This is a genomic window from Halomonas rhizosphaerae, assembly GCF_030010555.1.
GTDB lineage: Bacteria > Pseudomonadota > Gammaproteobacteria > Pseudomonadales > Halomonadaceae > Halomonas > Halomonas rhizosphaerae.
Window position 1 is genome coordinate 143,015 of the sequence record NZ_JASCQP010000027.1, and the last position, 18,816, is coordinate 161,830.

General features: G+C 64.5%; 16 protein-coding genes. 9 read left to right on the top strand and 7 right to left on the bottom strand.

Annotated features, from left to right (window positions below):
* Window positions 1–28 precede the first annotated feature (28 nt).
* Together QLQ83_RS11460 and QLQ83_RS11465 are read right to left on the bottom strand one after the other, a co-directional pair.
* Entirely contained in the window at window positions 29–1,033 is a 1,005-nt protein-coding gene (locus QLQ83_RS11460; protein ID WP_282735659.1) for a glutathione S-transferase family protein, read from the bottom strand.
* Between the two features lie 100 nt (window positions 1,034–1,133).
* The gene (locus QLQ83_RS11465; protein ID WP_282735660.1) at window positions 1,134–2,048 is read right to left on the bottom strand and encodes a LysR family transcriptional regulator; all 915 of its coding nucleotides are present in this window, start codon (window positions 2,046–2,048) and stop codon (window positions 1,134–1,136) included.
* Window positions 2,049–2,146: 98 nt separating this feature from the next.
* Here QLQ83_RS11465 and QLQ83_RS11470 point away from each other — a divergent pair, with 98 nt between their 5' ends.
* The 3 genes from QLQ83_RS11470 to QLQ83_RS11480 all read left to right on the top strand — a co-directional run bounded on the left by QLQ83_RS11470 (window position 2,147) and on the right by QLQ83_RS11480 (window position 6,932).
* Window positions 2,147–2,995, top strand: a complete 849-nt coding sequence (locus tag QLQ83_RS11470) for a pirin family protein (RefSeq protein ID WP_282735661.1) — start codon at window positions 2,147–2,149, stop codon at window positions 2,993–2,995.
* A 222-nt stretch (window positions 2,996–3,217) separates the two neighbouring features.
* Complete coding sequence (locus QLQ83_RS11475; RefSeq protein WP_282735662.1) at window positions 3,218–4,951, top strand: peptidoglycan DD-metalloendopeptidase family protein; 1,734 nt, start codon at window positions 3,218–3,220, stop codon at window positions 4,949–4,951.
* Between the two features lie 127 nt (window positions 4,952–5,078).
* Window positions 5,079–6,932 carry an ABC transporter ATP-binding protein gene (locus QLQ83_RS11480; RefSeq protein WP_282735663.1) on the top strand — a complete coding sequence of 618 codons (1,854 nt, stop codon included), beginning with the start codon at window positions 5,079–5,081 and terminating at the stop codon, window positions 6,930–6,932.
* Window positions 6,933–6,963: 31 nt separating this feature from the next.
* Here the strand turns inward: QLQ83_RS11480 and QLQ83_RS11485 are convergent, their stop codons facing one another.
* The gene (locus QLQ83_RS11485; protein ID WP_282735664.1) at window positions 6,964–8,547 is read right to left on the bottom strand and encodes a L,D-transpeptidase family protein; all 1,584 of its coding nucleotides are present in this window, start codon (window positions 8,545–8,547) and stop codon (window positions 6,964–6,966) included.
* 191 nt (window positions 8,548–8,738) lie between these two features.
* On the opposite strand from QLQ83_RS11485, the gene QLQ83_RS11490 reads away from it, so the two are divergent.
* The 5 genes from QLQ83_RS11490 (at window position 8,739) to QLQ83_RS11510 (ending at window position 13,957) form a co-directional block, all read left to right on the top strand.
* Window positions 8,739–9,473: a murein L,D-transpeptidase catalytic domain family protein gene (locus QLQ83_RS11490; protein ID WP_282735665.1), complete on the top strand. Its 735-nt coding sequence runs from the start codon at window positions 8,739–8,741 to the stop codon at window positions 9,471–9,473.
* A 177-nt stretch (window positions 9,474–9,650) separates the two neighbouring features.
* Window positions 9,651–10,337: an SDR family oxidoreductase gene (locus QLQ83_RS11495; RefSeq protein ID WP_282735666.1), complete on the top strand. Its 687-nt coding sequence runs from the start codon at window positions 9,651–9,653 to the stop codon at window positions 10,335–10,337.
* Between the two features lie 51 nt (window positions 10,338–10,388).
* Window positions 10,389–10,874, top strand: coding sequence for a peroxiredoxin (locus QLQ83_RS11500; RefSeq protein WP_282735667.1), 486 nt, complete (start codon window positions 10,389–10,391; stop codon window positions 10,872–10,874).
* Between the two features lie 444 nt (window positions 10,875–11,318).
* Window positions 11,319–12,734, top strand: a complete 1,416-nt coding sequence (locus tag QLQ83_RS11505) for a sigma-54 dependent transcriptional regulator (protein WP_282735668.1) — start codon at window positions 11,319–11,321, stop codon at window positions 12,732–12,734.
* A 131-nt stretch (window positions 12,735–12,865) separates the two neighbouring features.
* Complete coding sequence (locus QLQ83_RS11510) at window positions 12,866–13,957, top strand: transporter (RefSeq protein WP_282735669.1); 1,092 nt, start codon at window positions 12,866–12,868, stop codon at window positions 13,955–13,957.
* Between the two features lie 135 nt (window positions 13,958–14,092).
* On the opposite strand, the gene QLQ83_RS11515 is transcribed toward QLQ83_RS11510, so the two are convergent.
* The 4 genes from QLQ83_RS11515 to QLQ83_RS11530 all read right to left on the bottom strand — a co-directional run bounded on the left by QLQ83_RS11515 (window position 14,093) and on the right by QLQ83_RS11530 (window position 17,265).
* Window positions 14,093–14,746, bottom strand: coding sequence for a hypothetical protein (locus tag QLQ83_RS11515; RefSeq protein ID WP_282735670.1), 654 nt, complete (start codon window positions 14,744–14,746; stop codon window positions 14,093–14,095).
* A gap of 63 nt (window positions 14,747–14,809) precedes the next feature.
* Window positions 14,810–15,514 (bottom strand): C39 family peptidase, encoded by a 705-nt coding sequence (locus QLQ83_RS11520; protein WP_282735671.1) that lies wholly within the window; start codon window positions 15,512–15,514, stop codon window positions 14,810–14,812.
* A gap of 50 nt (window positions 15,515–15,564) precedes the next feature.
* Window positions 15,565–15,993, bottom strand: a complete 429-nt coding sequence (locus tag QLQ83_RS11525; protein WP_282735672.1) for a hypothetical protein — start codon at window positions 15,991–15,993, stop codon at window positions 15,565–15,567.
* A 105-nt stretch (window positions 15,994–16,098) separates the two neighbouring features.
* Window positions 16,099–17,265: a hypothetical protein gene (locus QLQ83_RS11530; RefSeq protein WP_282735673.1), complete on the bottom strand. Its 1,167-nt coding sequence runs from the start codon at window positions 17,263–17,265 to the stop codon at window positions 16,099–16,101.
* A 474-nt stretch (window positions 17,266–17,739) separates the two neighbouring features.
* Here QLQ83_RS11530 and QLQ83_RS11535 point away from each other — a divergent pair, with 474 nt between their 5' ends.
* Entirely contained in the window at window positions 17,740–18,774 is a 1,035-nt protein-coding gene (locus tag QLQ83_RS11535; RefSeq protein WP_282735674.1) for a patatin-like phospholipase family protein, read from the top strand.
* Window positions 18,775–18,816: the final 42 nt, after the last annotated feature.

Consider the following 18,816-nt stretch of genomic DNA (forward strand, 5'->3'; position numbering starts at 1 on the left):
CCGGGCAGGCTTTGCGCCTACAGGAAACCTACCCCTTCTCCCGGATCCCCTCGCCCGGCAGCCGTTCGCGATCATGGGGCCGGTCGAGGCCGAGCAGCGGGCCGTAGGGCACGATGCCGGTCGGGTTGATGGTGTCGTGGCTGACATAGTAGTGGCGCTTGATGTGGTCGAAGTCCACCGTCTCGGCGATGCCCGGCCACTGGTAGAGCTCGCGGACGTAGTTGGCGAGGTTCGGGTAGTCCTCGATGCGCCTCAGGTTGCACTTGAAATGGCCGTGATAGACGGCATCGAAGCGGATCAAGGTGGTGAACAGCCGAATGTCTGCCTCGGTGAACCACTCGCCGGCCAGATAGCGGTGCTCCGCCAGGCGCGCCTCCATGCGGTCGAGCGCCTCGAACAGTGCCACCACGTGCTTCTCGTAGACCGACTGCTCGGTGGCGAAGCCGGACTTGTAGACGCCGTTGTTGATGTGGTCGTAGACGTCGGCGTTCACCGCATCGATGGTCTCGCGCAGGTCCTCGGGATAGAGGTCCAGGCGATTGCCGGTCAGCTCGTCGAAGGCGCCATTCAGCATCCTCAACATGTCCGCGGACTCATTGTTGATGATGCGTCCCGACTGCGTGTCCCAGAGCGCCGGCACGGTGACCCGCCCCGTGTAGTGCGGGTCGGTCAGGGTGTAGAGCTGGTGGTGGAAGTCCACGCCGTTGAGCGGATCACCGCTCGAGCCCTCGTCCTCCCGATAGCTCCAGCCCTGGTCGAGCATCAGCGGGCTGACATGGGAGACCCCGATGGCCGACTCGAGTCCCTTGAGCCGGCGGATGATCAGCACACGATGCGCCCAGGGACAGGCCAGGGACACATAGAGGTGGTAGCGGCCCGTCTCGGCAGGCAGCCCCGGCTGGCCATCGGGTCCCGGGCTGCCGTCCGGGGTGATCCAGTCGCGCAGCTTGGCGGACTCACGCACGAACTCGCCGCCGTGCTTGTCGGTGTCATACCACTGGTCGTGCCAGGTGCCGTCGATCAGAAGCCCCATGGATCATCTCCTTGCATGCTGGTGAGCGAGTGCTCGATAACGAGGATGTGCCCAGCATACGGCGAAACCATCGACGCTCAAGCGCAGGTTTTTCGCCCCATCATTCGACGGCTTCGAATGGTTCTCCCGGCGGGCACGCCGCCACCGCCACCTTCAGGGCCTCGGCAAGGGCATGGGTTGCCGGGCCCGCCCGGTCCCGGTCGCGATGGATCAACTGCACCGGATACTCGCGGCTGCCACCGGCGGCCAGCGGCAGCTGCGCGAGACGCCCCTCGGCCAGTGCCTGGCGAAGGCGGGTCTCGGGAATCCAGGCAAAGCCCAGGCCCCGCTCGAGCATGTCGATGGAGGTCTGCAGGTGGCTCACCGTCCAGCGCTGTTCCGCCTTGAGCCAGCCAGCATCCATGGACTGGCGCAGCGCGGAGTCGCGCACCACCAGTTGCCGGTGCTGCTCCAGGTCGCGCAGGTCGAGCGGGCGACCCAGGCGATGCAGCGGGTGCTCGGGGTGGGCCACGGCGACGAAGTGCACCCTGACCAGCGGCTCGCCCAGGAAGCCCTGGGCCGAGATGCCCGAGACCACCAGGTCGGCACTGGCGTCATAGAGCATCTCGATACCGCCGTTGAGCACCGTCTCGTGGAGCTGCACGCGCACGTGGGGATAGGCCGCCGAGAAGGCCTCCAGGGCCCGGGCCAGGGCATCGGGGGGGAAGATCTGGTCGACGGCCAGCACCACCTCTGCCTCGAGCCCCTCGGCCAGGCGAGTCGCCACATCCTCCAGCGAGGCGGCATTCTCGAGCAGCTGGCGGGCACGGCGCAGCAACAGCTCGCCGGCCTCAGTGAGACGCACCTGCCGGCCCACCGGCTCCATCACCGCCACCCCGAGCTGCTCCTCAAGCTTGTGCACGGCGTGGTTCAGGGTCGAGGGGCTCTTGTGGATCGCCTCGGCGGCACGGGCAAAGCCACCATGGTCGACCACGGCCGCCAGCATCTGCCATTGGGCCAGGGTGACACGGGACATTTCGAATTCCTCGAATCTATAGAGCGAAACGTTGCGCTTAATTTTCGAAAAATCCGACCTAAAATGCCAGTCAAACCTTTCACATGCGGAGACAGGCCATGGCCCCCACCCACACCACCCGTCAGGTCGACCAGCTGGTGACCAGCCAGCCCAGCCAGGACGGCGACGGCGTCAGGATCCAGCGCATCCATGACTTCGGCGGAGGACTCGACCCCTTCCTGATGCTCGACGAGCTGGGCTCCGACCGGCCGGATGACTACATCGGCGGCTTTCCGCCCCATCCCCATCGCGGCATCCAGACACTGACCTACGTGATCCACGGCGGCCTGACCCACGAGGATCACCTGGGCCACTCGAGCACCATCCGGGCCGGCGATGCCCAGTGGATGCACACCGGCCGCGGAATCATCCACTCGGAGATGCCGCTGACCGACGAGCAGGGCCTCCACGCCTTCCAGCTTTGGCTGAACCTGGCGGCCCGGGACAAGCTGAGCCCGGCGACCTACCGCGACGTGCCCGCCGCAGAGATGCCGACGCTAAGCGGCAAGGACGCCACCCTCGTCGCCCTGGGAGGGCGCTGGCAGGACGCCGCCGGCGAGAGCGTGACGGGTCCCCTGGAGGCCCTTGCCGGCCAGGGCGCGGTGGCCCATGCACGGCTGGCGGCAGGCGGCGAGCTGGCGCTGGCCGCCGAGGCCACCACCCTGCTGGTGTACGTCTTCAAGGGCAGCCTCGAGATCGCCGACACCCCGGTGCCCCAGGGCCGACTCGCCCGCCTCGGCAGCGGCGAGCGGCTATCGCTGACCAGCCGCGAGGGCGCCGAGGCCCTGCTGCTCGCCGGCGAACCCCATGGCGAGCCGATTGCCCACTACGGCCCCTTCGTGATGAACGCACACGCCGAACTGGAGCAGGCGCTGAGGGATTACCGCGACGGCACCCTCACCGGTTGAACGACCGCTACCCGGACCGGGGGTTGAAATTCCCCGGCCCGGCGTGTCCAATGCACACTTAACAAACAGCGTTCGCGCTCCCACACCGACGCCCTCTTCCGCAAGAGGGCGGGTGGCGGGGCATTCCTGTATGTCCGTACAGACTAGGCATCCCATGCATCATGGGGTATGGTTCTGATGCCACTTATTTATCTCCTTTTCATCTGTCACGGCCCGTTACCCATGATGCGAATCCTCCATTCGCTGCCCCGCACCCACAAGCTGTTGCTGTTACCCGTTGCCACCATGGTCACCGTGCTGGGCGCACAGAAGATCGTTACCTCCTTCGAAGATGTCCAGCGTGACAGCCAGACGCTCGACACCGTTCTTGTCCCCCTCGAGGCCGATGCCAGCCCTGGCCTGCCCTCGCTGCGCACGGAGCGGACGCCGGTCGCCGACGCCATCGAGATGGCCAGCCGGGCCCTCGACGCCACTCGAGGCCATGTCCCGCTCTCCGAGCTCACCGCCTCGGAAATCGTCGATATCGACCTGGTCACCTCGGCCAAGGCCAGCCGTGCCGACCCCGGGATTCCCGAGACCCTCGCCCTGCCCGCCCAGCGCCCCGGCGCCCAGCAGGGTGACACCGGGATACTGACGGATGGCGTTGCCAGCCTCGATGATGGGGCCCTGCACATGGCCGTGGTCATCGGGACCATCGCCGGCGGCATGCTCGATCACGATGGCGGGCTGGTGGCCGATGCCACCTCCTACGAGGAGGTCTCCGAAGACGAGCTCGAACTGTTCGACGAGGGACCGATCCAGCTGGAGGAGGAGATTGCCGCCAGCGAGTCCTTCGTGCCGGAGTGGAACACCTACGAGGTCCAGGCGGGCGATACCTTCGCGATCATGGCGCAGAACCACCTCGGCATGGGCTACCGCGAGGTGATGAACCTGCTGGAGGGCCTGCCCGAGCCTCGGCTCCTGACCCACTGGCGGCAGGGCAACCGCTTCGAGTACCAGCTCGACGAAGAGGGTCGCCTGCTCGCGCTGCGCCTGATGAAGAACGCCCGGGACGGCTTCCTGGTCGAGCGGCAGGAGGAAGGGTTCGAGGTCGCCACCATCGAACGCGCCGGCGAGGCCACCCAGCGCCTCTTCGCCGGCAGCATCAGCGGCAGCTTCGCACGCTCGGCCAAGGCCACCGGCCTGACCAGCGCCGAGGTCTCGGAACTCTCCCGGGTCCTGGAAAAGAAACTCGACTTCCGCCGCGACACCCGTCGCGGCGATCGTTTTCAGGTGCTGGTGGAGTCCGACATCATCGACGGCGAGAGCCTCGACCCACGGGTGCTGGCGGTGGAGTACGCTGGAGAGCGCATGAATCTCACCCTCGTGCGCAACGCGGATGACAATCGCTTCTACACGCCGGACGGCGAGAGCCTCGACCCGGCCTTCAACCGCTACCCCTTCGACGGTCGCTACCGGCTGAGCTCGCACTTCAATCCGCGCCGCAAGCACCCGGTCACCGGCCGCATCAGTCCCCACAAGGGCACCGACTTCGCCATGCCGATCGGCACCGCCGTCCAGTCGCCCGCCAACGGCCGCGTGGAGAAGGTCGGTAACCATCCGGCGGCCGGCCGCTACGTGGTGATCCGCCATGACAATGGCTACAAGACCCGCTACCTGCACCTTTCCAAGCCCCTGGTCAGCAACGGCCAGCGCGTTGCCATGGGCGAGCGCATCGCGCTGTCCGGCAACACCGGGCGCAGCACCGGCCCTCACCTGCACTACGAGGTCCTGGTCAACAACAGCCAGGTGAACGCCATGAAGGTCGCCCTGCCCGAGAATCAGAGCCTCCAGGGCGAGCAGCTGGTGGCCTTCCAGCGCCAGGCAGAGCCCGTGCTGGCCGCCCTGCAGAGCGGCGAGACCGGCACCGTGGTCGCCAGCACCGGCGAGGTGGAAACGACCGACGACGGGGGCTGACCCCCGCCGCCACCGCCTCTCCGCGCCCCGCCCTCGAGCGGGGCGCGGTCGTTCAGGGGTGCCGCGCCTACTGCCGGAGGCCCCCCCCGGGGTACACTGGCGCCCCCACGGATCGGAGCCCCTCGGCATGTCCTCACCCCATGCCCATCCCCGACCGGCCGCGCCGCCCGAGCGCCGCCTGGCGAGCTTCCTCGGCGTCTTTCGCTACAGCCACCGTGCCCTGGCGCTGGTCTGGCAGACCTCCCGCCCGCTGACCCTGGGGCTCGCGCTCTGCACCCTGGTCGCCGGGGTCCTGCCCGCGGTGGCGGCCTGGATCGGCCAGCTGATCGTCGATGCCGTGGTCGCGGCGATGGCACTGCATCGCGACACCGGGGAGGTCGACTGGTGGGGGGTGCTTCGCTACGTGCTGGCCGAGGCGGGCGTGATCGCCACCATCGCCCTGGCTCAGCGCGGCCTCTCGGCCCAGCAGTCGCTGCTGCGCGCCCTTCTCGGCCAGAAGGTCAACGTGATGATCCTCGAGAAGGCTGGCACCCTCTCGCTCGAGCAGTTCGAGGACTCCGAGTTCTACGACAAGCTGACCCGGGCCCGCCGCGAGGCCTCGACGCGCCCGCTGGGCCTGGTCAACAAGACCTTTGGCCTCGCCCAGAACGCCATCTCGCTGGCCAGTTTCGGCGTGCTGCTGGTGCAGTTCTCGCCCTGGGCGCTGCTGGTGCTGGTGATCGGCGCCCTGCCGGTGTTCATCTCGGAGGCCAAGTTCTCCGGCGATGCCTTCCGGCTGTTCCGCTGGCGCTCGCCGCAGACCCGCATGCAGATGTACCTGGAGACGGTGCTGGCCCGGGAGGACAGCATCAAGGAGGTCAAGCTGTTCGGGCTTGAGCCGCTGCTGCTTGAGCGCTATCGGAGCATCTTCGAGACGCTCTACGACGAGGATCGCCGCCTGACGCTGCGCCGCGAGACCTGGGGCTTCCTGCTCGGGCTGCTGGGTACCCTGGCCTTCTACGCCGCCTACGCCTGGGTGGTGGCAGAGACCGTCACCGGGAGACTGACCCTGGGCGAGATGACCATGTACCTGATGGTCTTCAAGCAGGGCCAGGCCGCACTCTCGGCGAGCCTCACCGCCATCGGCGGGATGTACGAGGACAACCTCTACCTCTCGAACCTCTACGAATACCTGGAACAGCCGGTGCCCGCCGAGAGGGGCACCCTGACCACGGGGGCACGTCCCGGCGACGGCATCCGCTTCGAGGGCGTGGGCTTCACCTACCCCGGCGCCGAGTCCCCGGCCCTCTCGGGCATCTCGCTGCACCTGCGCCCGGGCGGTAGCCTCGCCCTGGTGGGCGCGAACGGCTCGGGCAAGACCACCCTGATCAAGCTGCTGACACGCCTCTACGAGCCCAGCGAGGGGCAGATCCTGCTCGATGGCAGTGACCTGCGCGACTGGGAGGTCCAGGCCCTGCGCCGGCGCATCGGGGTGATCTTCCAGGACTTCGTCCGCTACCAGATGAAGGTCGGCGAGAACCTCGGGGCCGGAGATGTCGCGGCCTTCACCGACGAGGCCCGCTGGCAAGCCGCCGCCCGTCGCGGCCTGGCCGACGAATTCATCGCCGGGATGCCCGGCGGCTACCACACCCAGCTGGGGCGCTGGTTCAAGGGGGGCCAGGAGCTCTCCGGTGGCCAGTGGCAGAAGATCGCCCTGTCCCGGGCCTACATGCGCGAGGGCGCCGACATCCTGGTCCTCGACGAGCCCACGGCGGCCATGGATGCCGCGGCCGAGGCAGCCGTCTATGCCGACTTCCGGGAACACAGCCGCGACCGGATGACCATCCTGATCTCGCACCGCTTCTCGACGGTGCGCGCCGCCGACTGGATCCTGGTGATCGACAACGGCGAGATTCTCGAGCAAGGCGACCATGAGAGCCTGATGGCCGCCAATGGCCGCTACGCACGGCTGTTCCGCCTGCAGGCCAGGGGCTACCGCTGAGCCAGGCCGCGGCAGCGGCCCCGCTATCGGGTCAGGGGCGGTCCAGAGCCGACAGCAGGGTGGCATCGCGCAGGTAGACGTCAGGCCGGAAGACCAGCTCGCCATCCTCGCCCGGGTGCACCGTCCAGTAGTGCAGGATCACCGGTACGGGACGCTCGAGATGGATGTTGCGGGTCGTGCCCTCGGCGACCAGCGAGGCCACATGGGCGGGAGTGCCGGTATCATCGAAGAGGTGCTGGGCCAGTTCGAGTACCCCCTGCACGCGGATGCAGCCGGAGCTGAAGGCCCGCTGCTCGCTGGCGAAGAGGCCCTGGGCCGGGGTGTCGTGCAGGTAGACGAGGTGGTCGTTGGGGAAGCGCAGCACGACGCGTCCCAGGGCGTTCTGCGGGCCGGGCCGCTGGCGAAGCATGATATTGCCGGGCCGTGACCAGTCGACCTCGCGCGGATCGAGTCGCTGGCCGGAAGGCCCCAGCACCATGAGGTCCTCCCGCCACAGGTAGCCGAGGTCGCGGCGCACCTTGGGCAGCACGTCCTCGCGCAGGATGGTCGGCGGCACCGTCCAGGTGGGGTTGAGAGTCAGATGAGTGATCGCCGAGCGCAGCGAGGGAGTGCGGCGGTAGGGCCGTCCCACCACGATGCGCGATCGCCACACCCCGCCGTCGGGACGGAAGTAGCTGATCCGGTAGCCGGCGATGTCCACCAGCACGAAGGAGTCCGGCAGCCCGTGGAGCAGCCAGCGGGCGCGCTCCAGGTTGACCCGGATCTGGGCGATGCGCTCGTCCACCGGCACGTTCAGGGCCTCCCGGGTACGGGGACCGACGATACCGTCCGGCTCGAGCAGGTGGCGACGCTGAAAACGCTTCACGGCCGCCACCAGGGCGTCATTGTAGCGACGTGGCGCCACGTCAGCCGACTCGTCCCCGGCAAAGAGATCGGCCACCATCACCTCCAGCTCACCGATGATCGCCAGGCGCTCGCGCAGCAGCGGCACATCGTCGTGGAGGTCGCCCGGGCGCAGCGATTGCTGGCGGGCCGGCAGCCTCGGCCAGCCGCCTTGTCGCTCGATGTGGCGGTAGCGGGCCAGCCCTGCGCGCAGGCGCTCGTAGGGAACCGCCGAGGGACGCGCCTGGGCGAAGGCCCGCTCGAAGCGCCGGGCATCCACTACCCGCGAGACCGCCGCCAGGTCCAGGGGTGGCGCATCGATGGGCACCTCCCAGTCCGGGTCGATGCGGTGGGGATCCACCTTGCCGCGCTGGAGATGACGCAGGGCCGTCAGCAGGGCACGGCTGGCCTGCAAGTCGAAGCGTGCCCGGGCGGCCGGCGTCTGCTCCTCGGCCCGCATCTGCCGGTGTCCCGCCACCAGCGCATCCGGCCGGTAGTCCTGCGGGTTGAGGCCATCTGCCTCGAGGCTTCGCAGGGCTGCGGCAAGGCCGGTGACGGCCTCGGCCTCCTGCCAGGCGAGCCGCCCCTCACGGGCGGCGTAGAAGTCCTGCAGGGCGGCCTCCTCCTCGGCTAGCCGCTCGGCGAGGGCAACGACCACGGCGGCCTCGCCCTCCTCGGCGAAGGCCCAGCCACTCATCGAGAGCATCATCCCCACCACGAGAACCAGTGTCATCACTCCTCTGGCTGAGGGCATGGGGTCCTGGCTCCTGCGTTGAGAATGCGGTCTGGTCATCGTGTTTTCCTTGGCCATAATAGTGGTCGACATTGAGCCGCAGGGAAGCCGGCCCCTCTTGCACGTGTTCCCCCCGCCGTCCTGGAATGGCCGACGACCGGGCCCAGCATGCCACACGACAGGTTTCCCTAATGCCCACACCCTTCCTGAATCGATGGCTTCCCGGCATCGCCCTGTGCAGCGGACTGCTCCTGGGTACGCCGGCCGCCCTGGCCGGCGACGACTTCCTGGCCCAGGCCTACAAGCCGGATACGCTGCGCCAGCTCTCTCTCGACCAGACTCTGACCCGGCTGGCGCCCGATGCGGACCCCCGGGTCCTGCGCCTGGCAGCCCGTGCACTCTCCTGCGCCGACCCCGACGCCAAACGGCTGGCGGTGATCGACTTCTCGCTGCCTTCCACCGAGCCGCGCCTCTGGGTGTTCGACCTGCAGCGCCGCCGGTTGTTGTTCGAGGAACTGGTCTCCCACGGCCAGGGTTCCGGCAATGCCATGGCCGAGACCTTCTCCAACGTCCCGGAAAGCCACCAGTCCAGCATCGGTCTGTTCCGCACCATGAACAGCTACCGGGGCCGCAACGGCTACTCGCTCCGCCTGGAGGGCCTCGAGCCCGGCGTCAACGACCTGGCCTACCAGCGCGCCATCGTTATCCACGGCGCCGACTACGTCAGCGAGGCCTTCATCGAGCAGACCGGCCGCCTCGGCCGCAGCCACGGCTGTCCGGCGGTTCGCCAGGAGGTTGCCGCACCGCTGATCGACAGCATCAAGGAGGACCAGTACCTGTTCACCTACTACCCCGACCCGGAATGGCTGGCGAGCTCGGACTTCTTCCACTGTGACCGGGATGAGGCGCAACTGGCCCTGAACTGACCCGCGTCCTGCCATGATGCCACCGCGGGCGGCACCATGGCAGGACACACCGGTACCGGGCACGACTCCGATATCCTCGATACCGACTGGCGGTGTTGCGTTGAGCGCCAGGATTGCAGCCGTGTCCTGGCCTGGGCCATGCTGGAAATTCACGGGTCACTGGCACAGGAGAGGACGATGCAGCATCGCGTATTACTGATTACCGGGGCGTCGAGCGGGATCGGGGCAGCCACGGCGCGGGCCGCCTCGCGGGAAGGCTACAAGCTGGTGCTGGCCGCCCGCTCACGCGAGAAGCTGACGGCCCTGGCCGAGGAACTGGGCCCGGAGAATGTGCTCGCCATCGGCTGTGATGTCACCGCCATGGATGACCAGTTGGCCATGGTCGAGCAGGCCATGGAACGCTTCGGCCGCATCGATGCCGTGTTCGCCAATGCGGGACGCGGCGGCTCGCCGGGAGGCTTCAGTGGCGCCGACCACGAGGCCTGGCGCGAGATGATCCTGACCAACATCTACGGCGTTGGGCTGACCCTGCAAGCCACCCTACCGGCACTGCGCCGCAGCCGTGGCCATGTGCTGCTGACAGGCTCGGCCGCCGGCCGCACCACCATACCCGGCTCCATGTACAGCGCCACCAAGTGGGCGGTGAGCGGGATCGGCTACAATCTGCGTGAGGAGCTACGCGGCAGCGGCATCCGTGTGACCCTGATCGAGCCCGGCATGGTGAATACCCCCTTCTTCGACGAACCCCCGGAATACGCCCTGGAAGACCGTGACATCGCCAACGCGGTGACCTATGCCCTGGGGCAGCCGGAACACGTGGATGTCAACGAGATCCTTATTCGTCCCACGCCCCCGCTGGCATGACCCTCACCTCGGCACACGAACAAAGCTCAAATCAACCAAAAGGCCTACCCCATGACACTCTCGATCGGTGACAGGATTCCGGACATCACCCTCAAGACCAACGGCCCCGATGGGCCACAGGACCTCTCCACCGGCGAGTTCTTCGCCGACCGGCGCGTGGTGCTGTTCGCGGTGCCCGGCGCCTTCACGCCCGGCTGCTCAAACACCCACATGCCCGGCTTCGTGGTCCGCGCCGATGACATCCTCGCCAAGGGGGCCGATGCCCTCGCCTGCCTCTCGGTGAACGATGCCTTCGTGATGGGCGCCTGGCAGAAGGACCAGAATGCCCAGGCGATCACCATGCTCGCCGACGGCAACGCCGAATTCACACGTGCCATCGGCATGGACAAGGATGCCACGGCCGGCGGCATGGGCATCCGCAGCCTCCGCTATGCCTTGATCGCCTATGACGGCGTGGTGGAGTACCTCGGCGTCGATACCGAGAAGGGCGTGGTGGACAAGAGCAGCGCCGAGACCATCCTCGACAAGCTTGGCTAGATTCCCTCCCCTCCTGCCTTCATGCCTGGCTGCTCCCGCCCGTTACGGCAGCCAGGACTGTAACTCGAGTACCATTTTATTGATGCACCTGTCGGCCATCCCTCCCCCCAGCTCACCACAAAATTGACATAAGCTTTTGTTATTCAGATATTTTCTCAGGAAAGCTGAGAAGACTCATACTCCGCATGGATCACCCACAGAGCCTGTAACATGACTTTACAATCATCTGAGGCCGACCAACACTTACCGCATCGTCCCCTCTGCCACGATGATCTCGTGGTCCAGGAATAGATTCACTCCATGCTCCGGCCTGGAGCAGGACTGCTGCCTGTGGGGGACACAAAAAATATCATGACACGCGGGCCAAGACCCGCGGTAAAGACTCGCCTTTCGCAGGGCCTGATCACCATCAGCAATGGTTGCCCGCAACCATGAGGGAACGTGATGATGGAGCCATCCAGGCAACTCATGACAGTAGGGAACACGACCTCTTTTCGGGACACGCTTCAGCAGCTTTCTAGTTATGGATGGTCGATCCACCATGCCGATAATGCGCAGGAAGCGATGGAGTTATTGAACAGCCAAGCTTGCAGCGTCGGATTGATCGCCATGGCCCCGTCGGCGTCCTCGCTTCCCCTGGAGGTCAATACCAGGTACGGCTTATCGCAGATCCAGTGGGTGGCGATCATCGAGCGCGATGCATTGCAGCACGACAAGATTCGCGACCTGATCTACAACGCCTGCTATGCCTATCAGGACTATCCACCCGATGCGAGACGACTCGATATCCTGCTGGAAAGCGCGCTGGGCATGGCAAGCCTCCATGAAGCTCACCCCATCCCAACGCTTTCCTGCCCGGACGATAACCATCACATGATCGGCGAGAGCTCGGTCATGCGAGAACTCTACCGCACCATTCACAAGGTGGCCGGTGCCGATGCTCCCGTCCTGATTACCGGGGAGTCCGGTACGGGGAAGGAACTCACGGCTCGAGCCATCCATGCCCATTCATCCAGAGGCCATGGCCCGTTCAACGTCGTCAATTGTGGGGCTCTACCTTCCGGCCTCATCCAGTCCGAACTCTTCGGCCATGAGAAGGGCGCCTTCACCGGGGCCAACCAGCGCAAGATAGGCATTATAGAAAACTCACAAGGAGGAACGCTTTTTCTCGACGAGATCGGGGATCTGCCCCTGGATATGCAGGTCAACCTGCTCCGCTTCCTGGAAAACCTCAAGGTCTTCCGCGTCGGTGGACTCAAGGAAATCCCCGTCGATGTCAGGGTCCTTGCCGCGACCCACGTCGACCTCGAGAAAGCGGTGGAGATGGGAGAGTTCCGCGAGGACCTCTATCACCGGCTCAATGTGCTTCAAGTCAGGACACCAGCGCTAAGGGAACACCCAGAGGACATCGAGCCGCTCGCCCGTTTCTTCTTCCAGAAGTTCTCCGCAGAAAAGCCATCCCGGGTTCGTGGGTTCAGCCACGATTGTACGGTAGTCATGCGACAGCACCCCTGGCCGGGGAACATACGTGAACTGGTCAACCGGGTCAGGCGTTCCATGGTCATGTGCGAGCAACGACTCATCAGACCCACCGACATGGGGCTCGAAAGACGCCAGAGTCTTTCACGGGATACCGATACCCTGCAGCAGGTACGCGACATGGCAGAGTCTGAAGCCATCAGGGCTGCCCTGGCACGCAACAAGCACAAGGTGCTGCATGCGGCGCGAGAGCTGGGCGTGTCGCGGGTCACCTTGTATCGGCTACTCGAGAAGCACTGCATCGACAAGAACGGTGGTTCGGTTGATGGAAAAACGGTTGATCCATCGACATTCAGATTAGTTCAACTAACCTCAACATGATGGATGAGGGTCACATACGCCCACTGACCAGTCCTACTCATACTTGACAGGGGTTCTGTGACCAAAATTGGTCGATGTCTCTCCCGGGGCGGACGAGGCACTACGCAAGCAAGAAGAAAAGGAAGGGAACCATGAGTTCACGAGCCACGAGCATCCTCTATACCGCCAGCATGCTAACGGTGATCGGTTGCACGCCGGTTCTGGCCCAGCAGACGGCACAGGACACGCAGATCCAACCGGTCGGCCAGGAGCCCGAGCAGCAGGAGGTCCAGCCGGACGTCCAGGCCATGGCGGAATATGGCGGCGTGCTGACTCCCAAGGGCAGGCTGGTACTGGAGCCGGAATTCCAGTACTCCCACGAGAGCATCAACCGGATGACATTCCAGGGCGTGGAAGTATTGAGTACGCTCCTAATCGGCGTGTTCACGGCAGAGGATGTCGACCGGGACAACTACACGGCCTCTTTGACCGGTCGTCTGGGCTTTACCGATCGCCTGGAACTCGAGATGAAGGTGCCCTATGTCTACCGGGATGAATCGAACCGTGTCACCGTCTCCGAAGTTGACCCCGACTTCACTCTGAACAGAGAATTATCCAATGATGCGCTGGGCGATATCGAGTTGGCTGCGCACTATCAGATCAACCGTGGCCTGGATGGCATGCCCTACTTCATCGGCAACCTTCGCTACAAGAGCACCACTGGTGAGGGGCCCTTCGATATCCGCCGCAACAGCGCGGGAACCCCCCTGGAACTGTCCACCGGCACCGGCTTCCACTCGATCGAGCCCAGCATCACCATGCTGCTTCCCTCCGCGCCGGCCGTCTACTTCGCCAATCTGGGCTACGTCTTTCATCTGGAAGATGATGTCAACCAGCAGGTTACCCAGGATGATGACGACCTGTTCATAGGTGATGTGGATCCCGGAGATGCCGTTCGACTGAGTTTCGGCATGGCCTACTCCATCAACCCGAGGACTTCCTTCACACTGGGCTACAAGAACGACTTCATCGGCAAGACCAAGACGGAATATGTCAACAACACTGACGGCACTACCACCCGGGTCAGCTCCAACACACTGAACGTCGGCTCCCTGCTGCTCGGGTGGTCCTACCAGCTGAATCCGGATGTCTCGGTCAACCTGGGTTTAGAACTGGGTATTACCGACGATGCCCCGGACACGACCCTGACCCTGCGCATGCCCATCGGCATGGACGCGTTCTAGCCAAGGGTATAAAACATGACGGCTGCCGAATCGGCAGCCGTCTCATCACGTTCATCTTTCCCTCAACCATACCTTCCTCCAGGGTATGCCCTGCCCTCATATGACAGTGCGCACATGGTTGCCGGCTGGTATCTATCAGCGCAGGATTCCCGAGAAGGAATCAACAATTTCGGCCCTTTGCTTGGCTGCCCTAAGTGCGCCAACATTATTGAGGCGAACGTCGATATCGATCCTCTGCTGAATATCCCTTCCGGAAGCATTGCTCACCACACCGCTGACAATGGCGTTACGCGTGATATTGTGCAGGGCTGCCGTGAAACCCTTGGGATCGTTCAGGGTAACGCCGGAAAAGTCCGCCAGCCCCGAGAGGTCGATACTACCGGGACTCACATCGGTCACAGTGAGCCCCGTACCCGGTCCCACCTGACTGGCTGACATGGAGGGATCACGGAATGTCTGGGACACGATGTCGGCTCCCGCCTTTGTGAAGTTAACGACCGACACCAGTTCGATACTGTTGTCGATCATCGTCTGCAGTCTCGCGCCGAAGTCCACGTCGAGTCCACCGATATTGAATCCCGCCCGCATCTGATCGAGCTCGGCCTCGGCGATGACGTCCCCTCGATGGAAGTCATCCCTCGTCACCGCCGATGACTCAACCTCCGGATAGAGACTCGCCGGTGCCTGAGCGCTCACGTACTGTACCCATTGGCCATTGACCGGAGCGTCATATTCTGCCAGCGGGGCCGCCTGGCCTCCGGCTGCCACCAGCACCAGCAGAGCGCCCATCCACCGCGGCCCATTTGTCCTTCGCATCGTCCTAGTTCGAGATGGCATCTTCAGAACTCCTCATTATCGGCCCATCTCATTCCTGGCGGGCAGGGTCAGCAGGCTGGCACCAATGCTTGAGCGGTTCACACCTCTCGCCAACGGTGAATCGGGACGCACGGCCCAGTCCTGCTCATGGTTGAAGTGGTTACGGGCAATCTCGATCTCCTCGCGCGCCCCCAGAACCGTTCCGTTCCACAGGGACTCGAAGTGCTCTCTCGGCACCACTTGGGTGCCTGCTGCAGGATCGCCTACCAGGATATTATCGGCATCGATGCCCTTGACGACGACGAAATGCTTGTAGCCCCCGGTGTCCACCATGGTAATGGCTGGCACCCCGATTCGAATGAAGTCATCCAGGCTGATCCTGAACCCATCGGCATTGAGCCCTTGGGCATCCAGGTAACGCTTCATGTCCAGCATGGAGAAACCGTGTCGCTGTATCTGCTCGGCATCCCCGGCACGGATCATGCTTTCAAAGACCTCTGCCTCGGTGGTCTGGCGCTGGTAGTGGAAGGTCAACAGTGTCGCGACGGACGCGGAGCCACAGCTGAAGTCGTACTGCTGCCTGATCACCCTGTCCCAGCCCTTCTCCTGCAGGCTCTTGGCCTCGACCTGAAAGCTGCCGAAACGATTGGCAATGGCTACCTGGCCGGCATGGGCAACCAAAGTACTTCCAATGAGAACGAGTGACGCCATGCCACAGCAGAATTGCCTGGTCAGTTTCATGGCAAGTCATCCCCTGGCTGGAAAATCGTGGATCCGAACCCGATCAAGGCTCAGTTTGCGATGAAGACACTGATGCCCACCGCATTGTTGATGGAATTCCCGTTGCCGGTCACGGCGCTGAAGATTCCGGTACCGCTATAGCTCCCCAAGGCATCTGGGGCGAAGCTTATATTGCCCGAGACCATGTCCCCACCGATATCGAAGGAGGTATCCGTCACCGAGGCCTTCATGTTCTGGACGCTTTTCACCGAATTGAAGTTGACGATCGTCTCCCCTTCCCTGGCCCGTGCCTTACCCATCTCCTCCAGATCCATCCGCTCCATGGCAGCGAAGCCAGCCGCCTGAGCTGAAGAGCCATCATCTGCCTGGCTCTGTGCCATACCGAGGATGATCAGCACCATGGAGAAAGCGATAACCATCAACTGCAGTTGTCGAGGAGATAACGTGGATTGAGTTGAACTGACTGATGACACCTTCATGGCCTTGACTCCCGGTATCCGGTCCATAGGGACAGTTCATCAAGGGAGCCGATGGAGTTGCCCCCACCAGCCCCCGCTTCTTGCGAGCGCGTCATACGCCCCGTATCAGTTGGTGCCGATGCTCACGTTGCTGTGAGCCGCGACGTTGGTGCCAGATACCTGGGAGTTGTAGAGCCCGGTGGACACGTTCATGTTGTTGATGCCACCGAACACTCCGGCTCCGACGGACACGTTGGCGGCACCGGTGGCCAGGCTGGCAGCACCGCCATTGCCGCCGTCACCGCCTGCACCACCGTTGCCGGCATAAGCGTAGGCATCACCGGTGGTGGCACTGCCACCGCCGCCGCCACCGCCATTGCCATTGCCGCCGTTACCGGCCATGGCATCGCCATCGCCACCATCGCCGCCGTTACCGGCAGTGGCGGCACCCTCGCCGGTACCAGTACCGGTGCCGCTGCCAGTGCCGGCCCCACCGTCGCCAGAGCTTGCGCTGGCGGTGGCATCAGAGTCGGCATCGGCGTCCTGGTCACCAGCAAAGGCTGCGGTCGCATCGTCGTCGGCAAATTCATCACCGACTTCGCCGAGCGCGGCGAGGTTGCCGGCGGCAGATCCAGAAGCAGCGCCAGCGCCGGAACCTGTGCTCCCGCCTTGACCGGCTCCATTGCCTGCGCCAAGTCCGAGGCCAAGGCCGTTGGCGTCACCGCCATCTTCTCCTTCCCCGCCTACGGCAGCCGCTAAGCCGCCGGCACCACCATTCCCGTTACCGCCGGCACCACCAACACCGATTCCAACATTGGCAGAAAGCGCACCTCCGCCTTGTCCACCGTTACCACCAGCAGCACCGCCACCACCAGTGATGGTGATGCCGGCACCGTTGACGGTGGAACTCATCTCTTGCAGAGAGATGACACTGGTGGAGGTGTTGTAGGACTCGCTCATGGCCCAGGCATCCCCACCTCGGCCTACGGAGCCGCCGTTGCCACCGGTGCCAGTCCCGGCACCATAGCCGCCGGTACCGCCGTTGGCCCCGGTGGAATCGTCATCGTTGGAGTCGTCGTCGTTGGTTCCTCCATTGGCACTGCCGCCAAAGCCCCAGCCGGTACCGGCAGCACCGTTGCCACCACCGGTGCTGCCACCGATCGCCGTCGCCGTGGAATCCACGTCCTGGTCGACTTCATCGGCGAATCCTGCGCTGGGGTTGGCATGCGCCGTGGAGATGGCCATCACCATGGCCAGCAGAGGGGTACCCGCTACTACGAGATACTTTTTCATGATCATGTCTCCATTTGTTGTGTCTGCTGCAGCCTGCGAACTCGCGCCATCGTCCCTACCCGTTACGCCTGGACCCTTGAATGACGCTTCCTGCTCGCAGTCACCAACCCATCAGCATGATCCATGCCAGTTGACGATCTACTGTATGTAATAGACTGTAAGAAACGAAAATTTATAAAATCCGGACACTTCCCAATCAGTGGGGGCATTGCCGCGGCGTTTTGTAACTGAATAGTTAGTGCTTCATAAGTGAAACACTGAGTCGGCAAAGCAGCTTGGAGCGCCATGCATTCTCTTCAGAAACAGAGCACTACCGGTTTCACACGAAGTGACTCGGCAGCGTTACAGTCAGGCATCGAAAAGCACCGGACCGACCAGCTGTCGGCTGGCCGCTCCCCATCGCCGCCGTTATGCTGCTGGGGTTGATGCACTGCAGCGGCGGCCAGGCCTGGCCGCCCGGGCCGAGGAGCCAAGATGAGCGAGAGACGACGGATCGACCTGGCCCTGCAGGGTGGCGGCGCCCATGGCGCCTTCACCTGGGGCGTGATGGACCGCCTGCTCGAGGACGAGCGCATCGAGATCGAGGGCATCAGCGGGACCAGTGCCGGCGCCATGAACGGCGTGGTGATGGCCGATGCTCTGACCCGCGGCGACGAATCCACCGCCCGCGTAGCCCTGCGCGACTTCTGGCGCGCCGTCAGCCGGGCGGGCATGGCGAGCCCCGTGCGCCGAACCCCGCTGGACGTGCTGACCGGGAACTGGAGCCTCGACCACTCCCCGGGCTACATCGCCCTGGACCTGATGAGCCGGCTGGTCTCGCCCTACCACTTCAATCCCTTCAACTTCAATCCGCTGCGCGACATCGTCGCCGAACGGGTCGACTTCGACCGGGTCCGCGGCTGCGAGGACCTCAAGCTCTTCGTCACCGCCACCAACGTGCGCAGCGGCAAGCAGCGGATCTTCTCCCGCGAGGAGATGAGCCTCGATGCGGTGATGGCCTCGGCCTGTCTGCCCACGGTCTTCCAGGCGGTGGAAATCGACGGCGAGGCCTACTGGGATGGCGGCTACATGGGCAATCCCTCGCTCTCGCCGCTGCTTCACCAGTGCAGCGCGGGCGACATCCTGGTGGTGCAGATCACCCCCATGTACCGCCAGGAGGTGCCCACCAGCGCCGCGGACATCCTGAACCGCCTCAACGAGATCACCTTCAATGCCGCCCTGATCAAGGAGGTGCGGACGATCGTGATGCTGCAGAAGCTGCTCGGCGAGCATGACATCGACATCGGCTGCTACCGGGAGGCGCGGCTCCACCACCTCAGCGGTGACGAACCCCTGTCGCACCTCTCCGTCTCCAGCAAGCTCAACGCCGAGTGGGCCTTCCTCTCCCACCTGCATGAACTGGGGCGCGAGACCACCGAGGCCTGGCTCACCCAGCACTTCGACGATCTGGGCCAGCGCTCCACCCTGGACGTGGAACGCATCTTCCAGGAGGCCGAGGCGCCTCGCTGAGCCAACGTTGACGGGGCCTTGCGATATCGCATTGCAGCATGA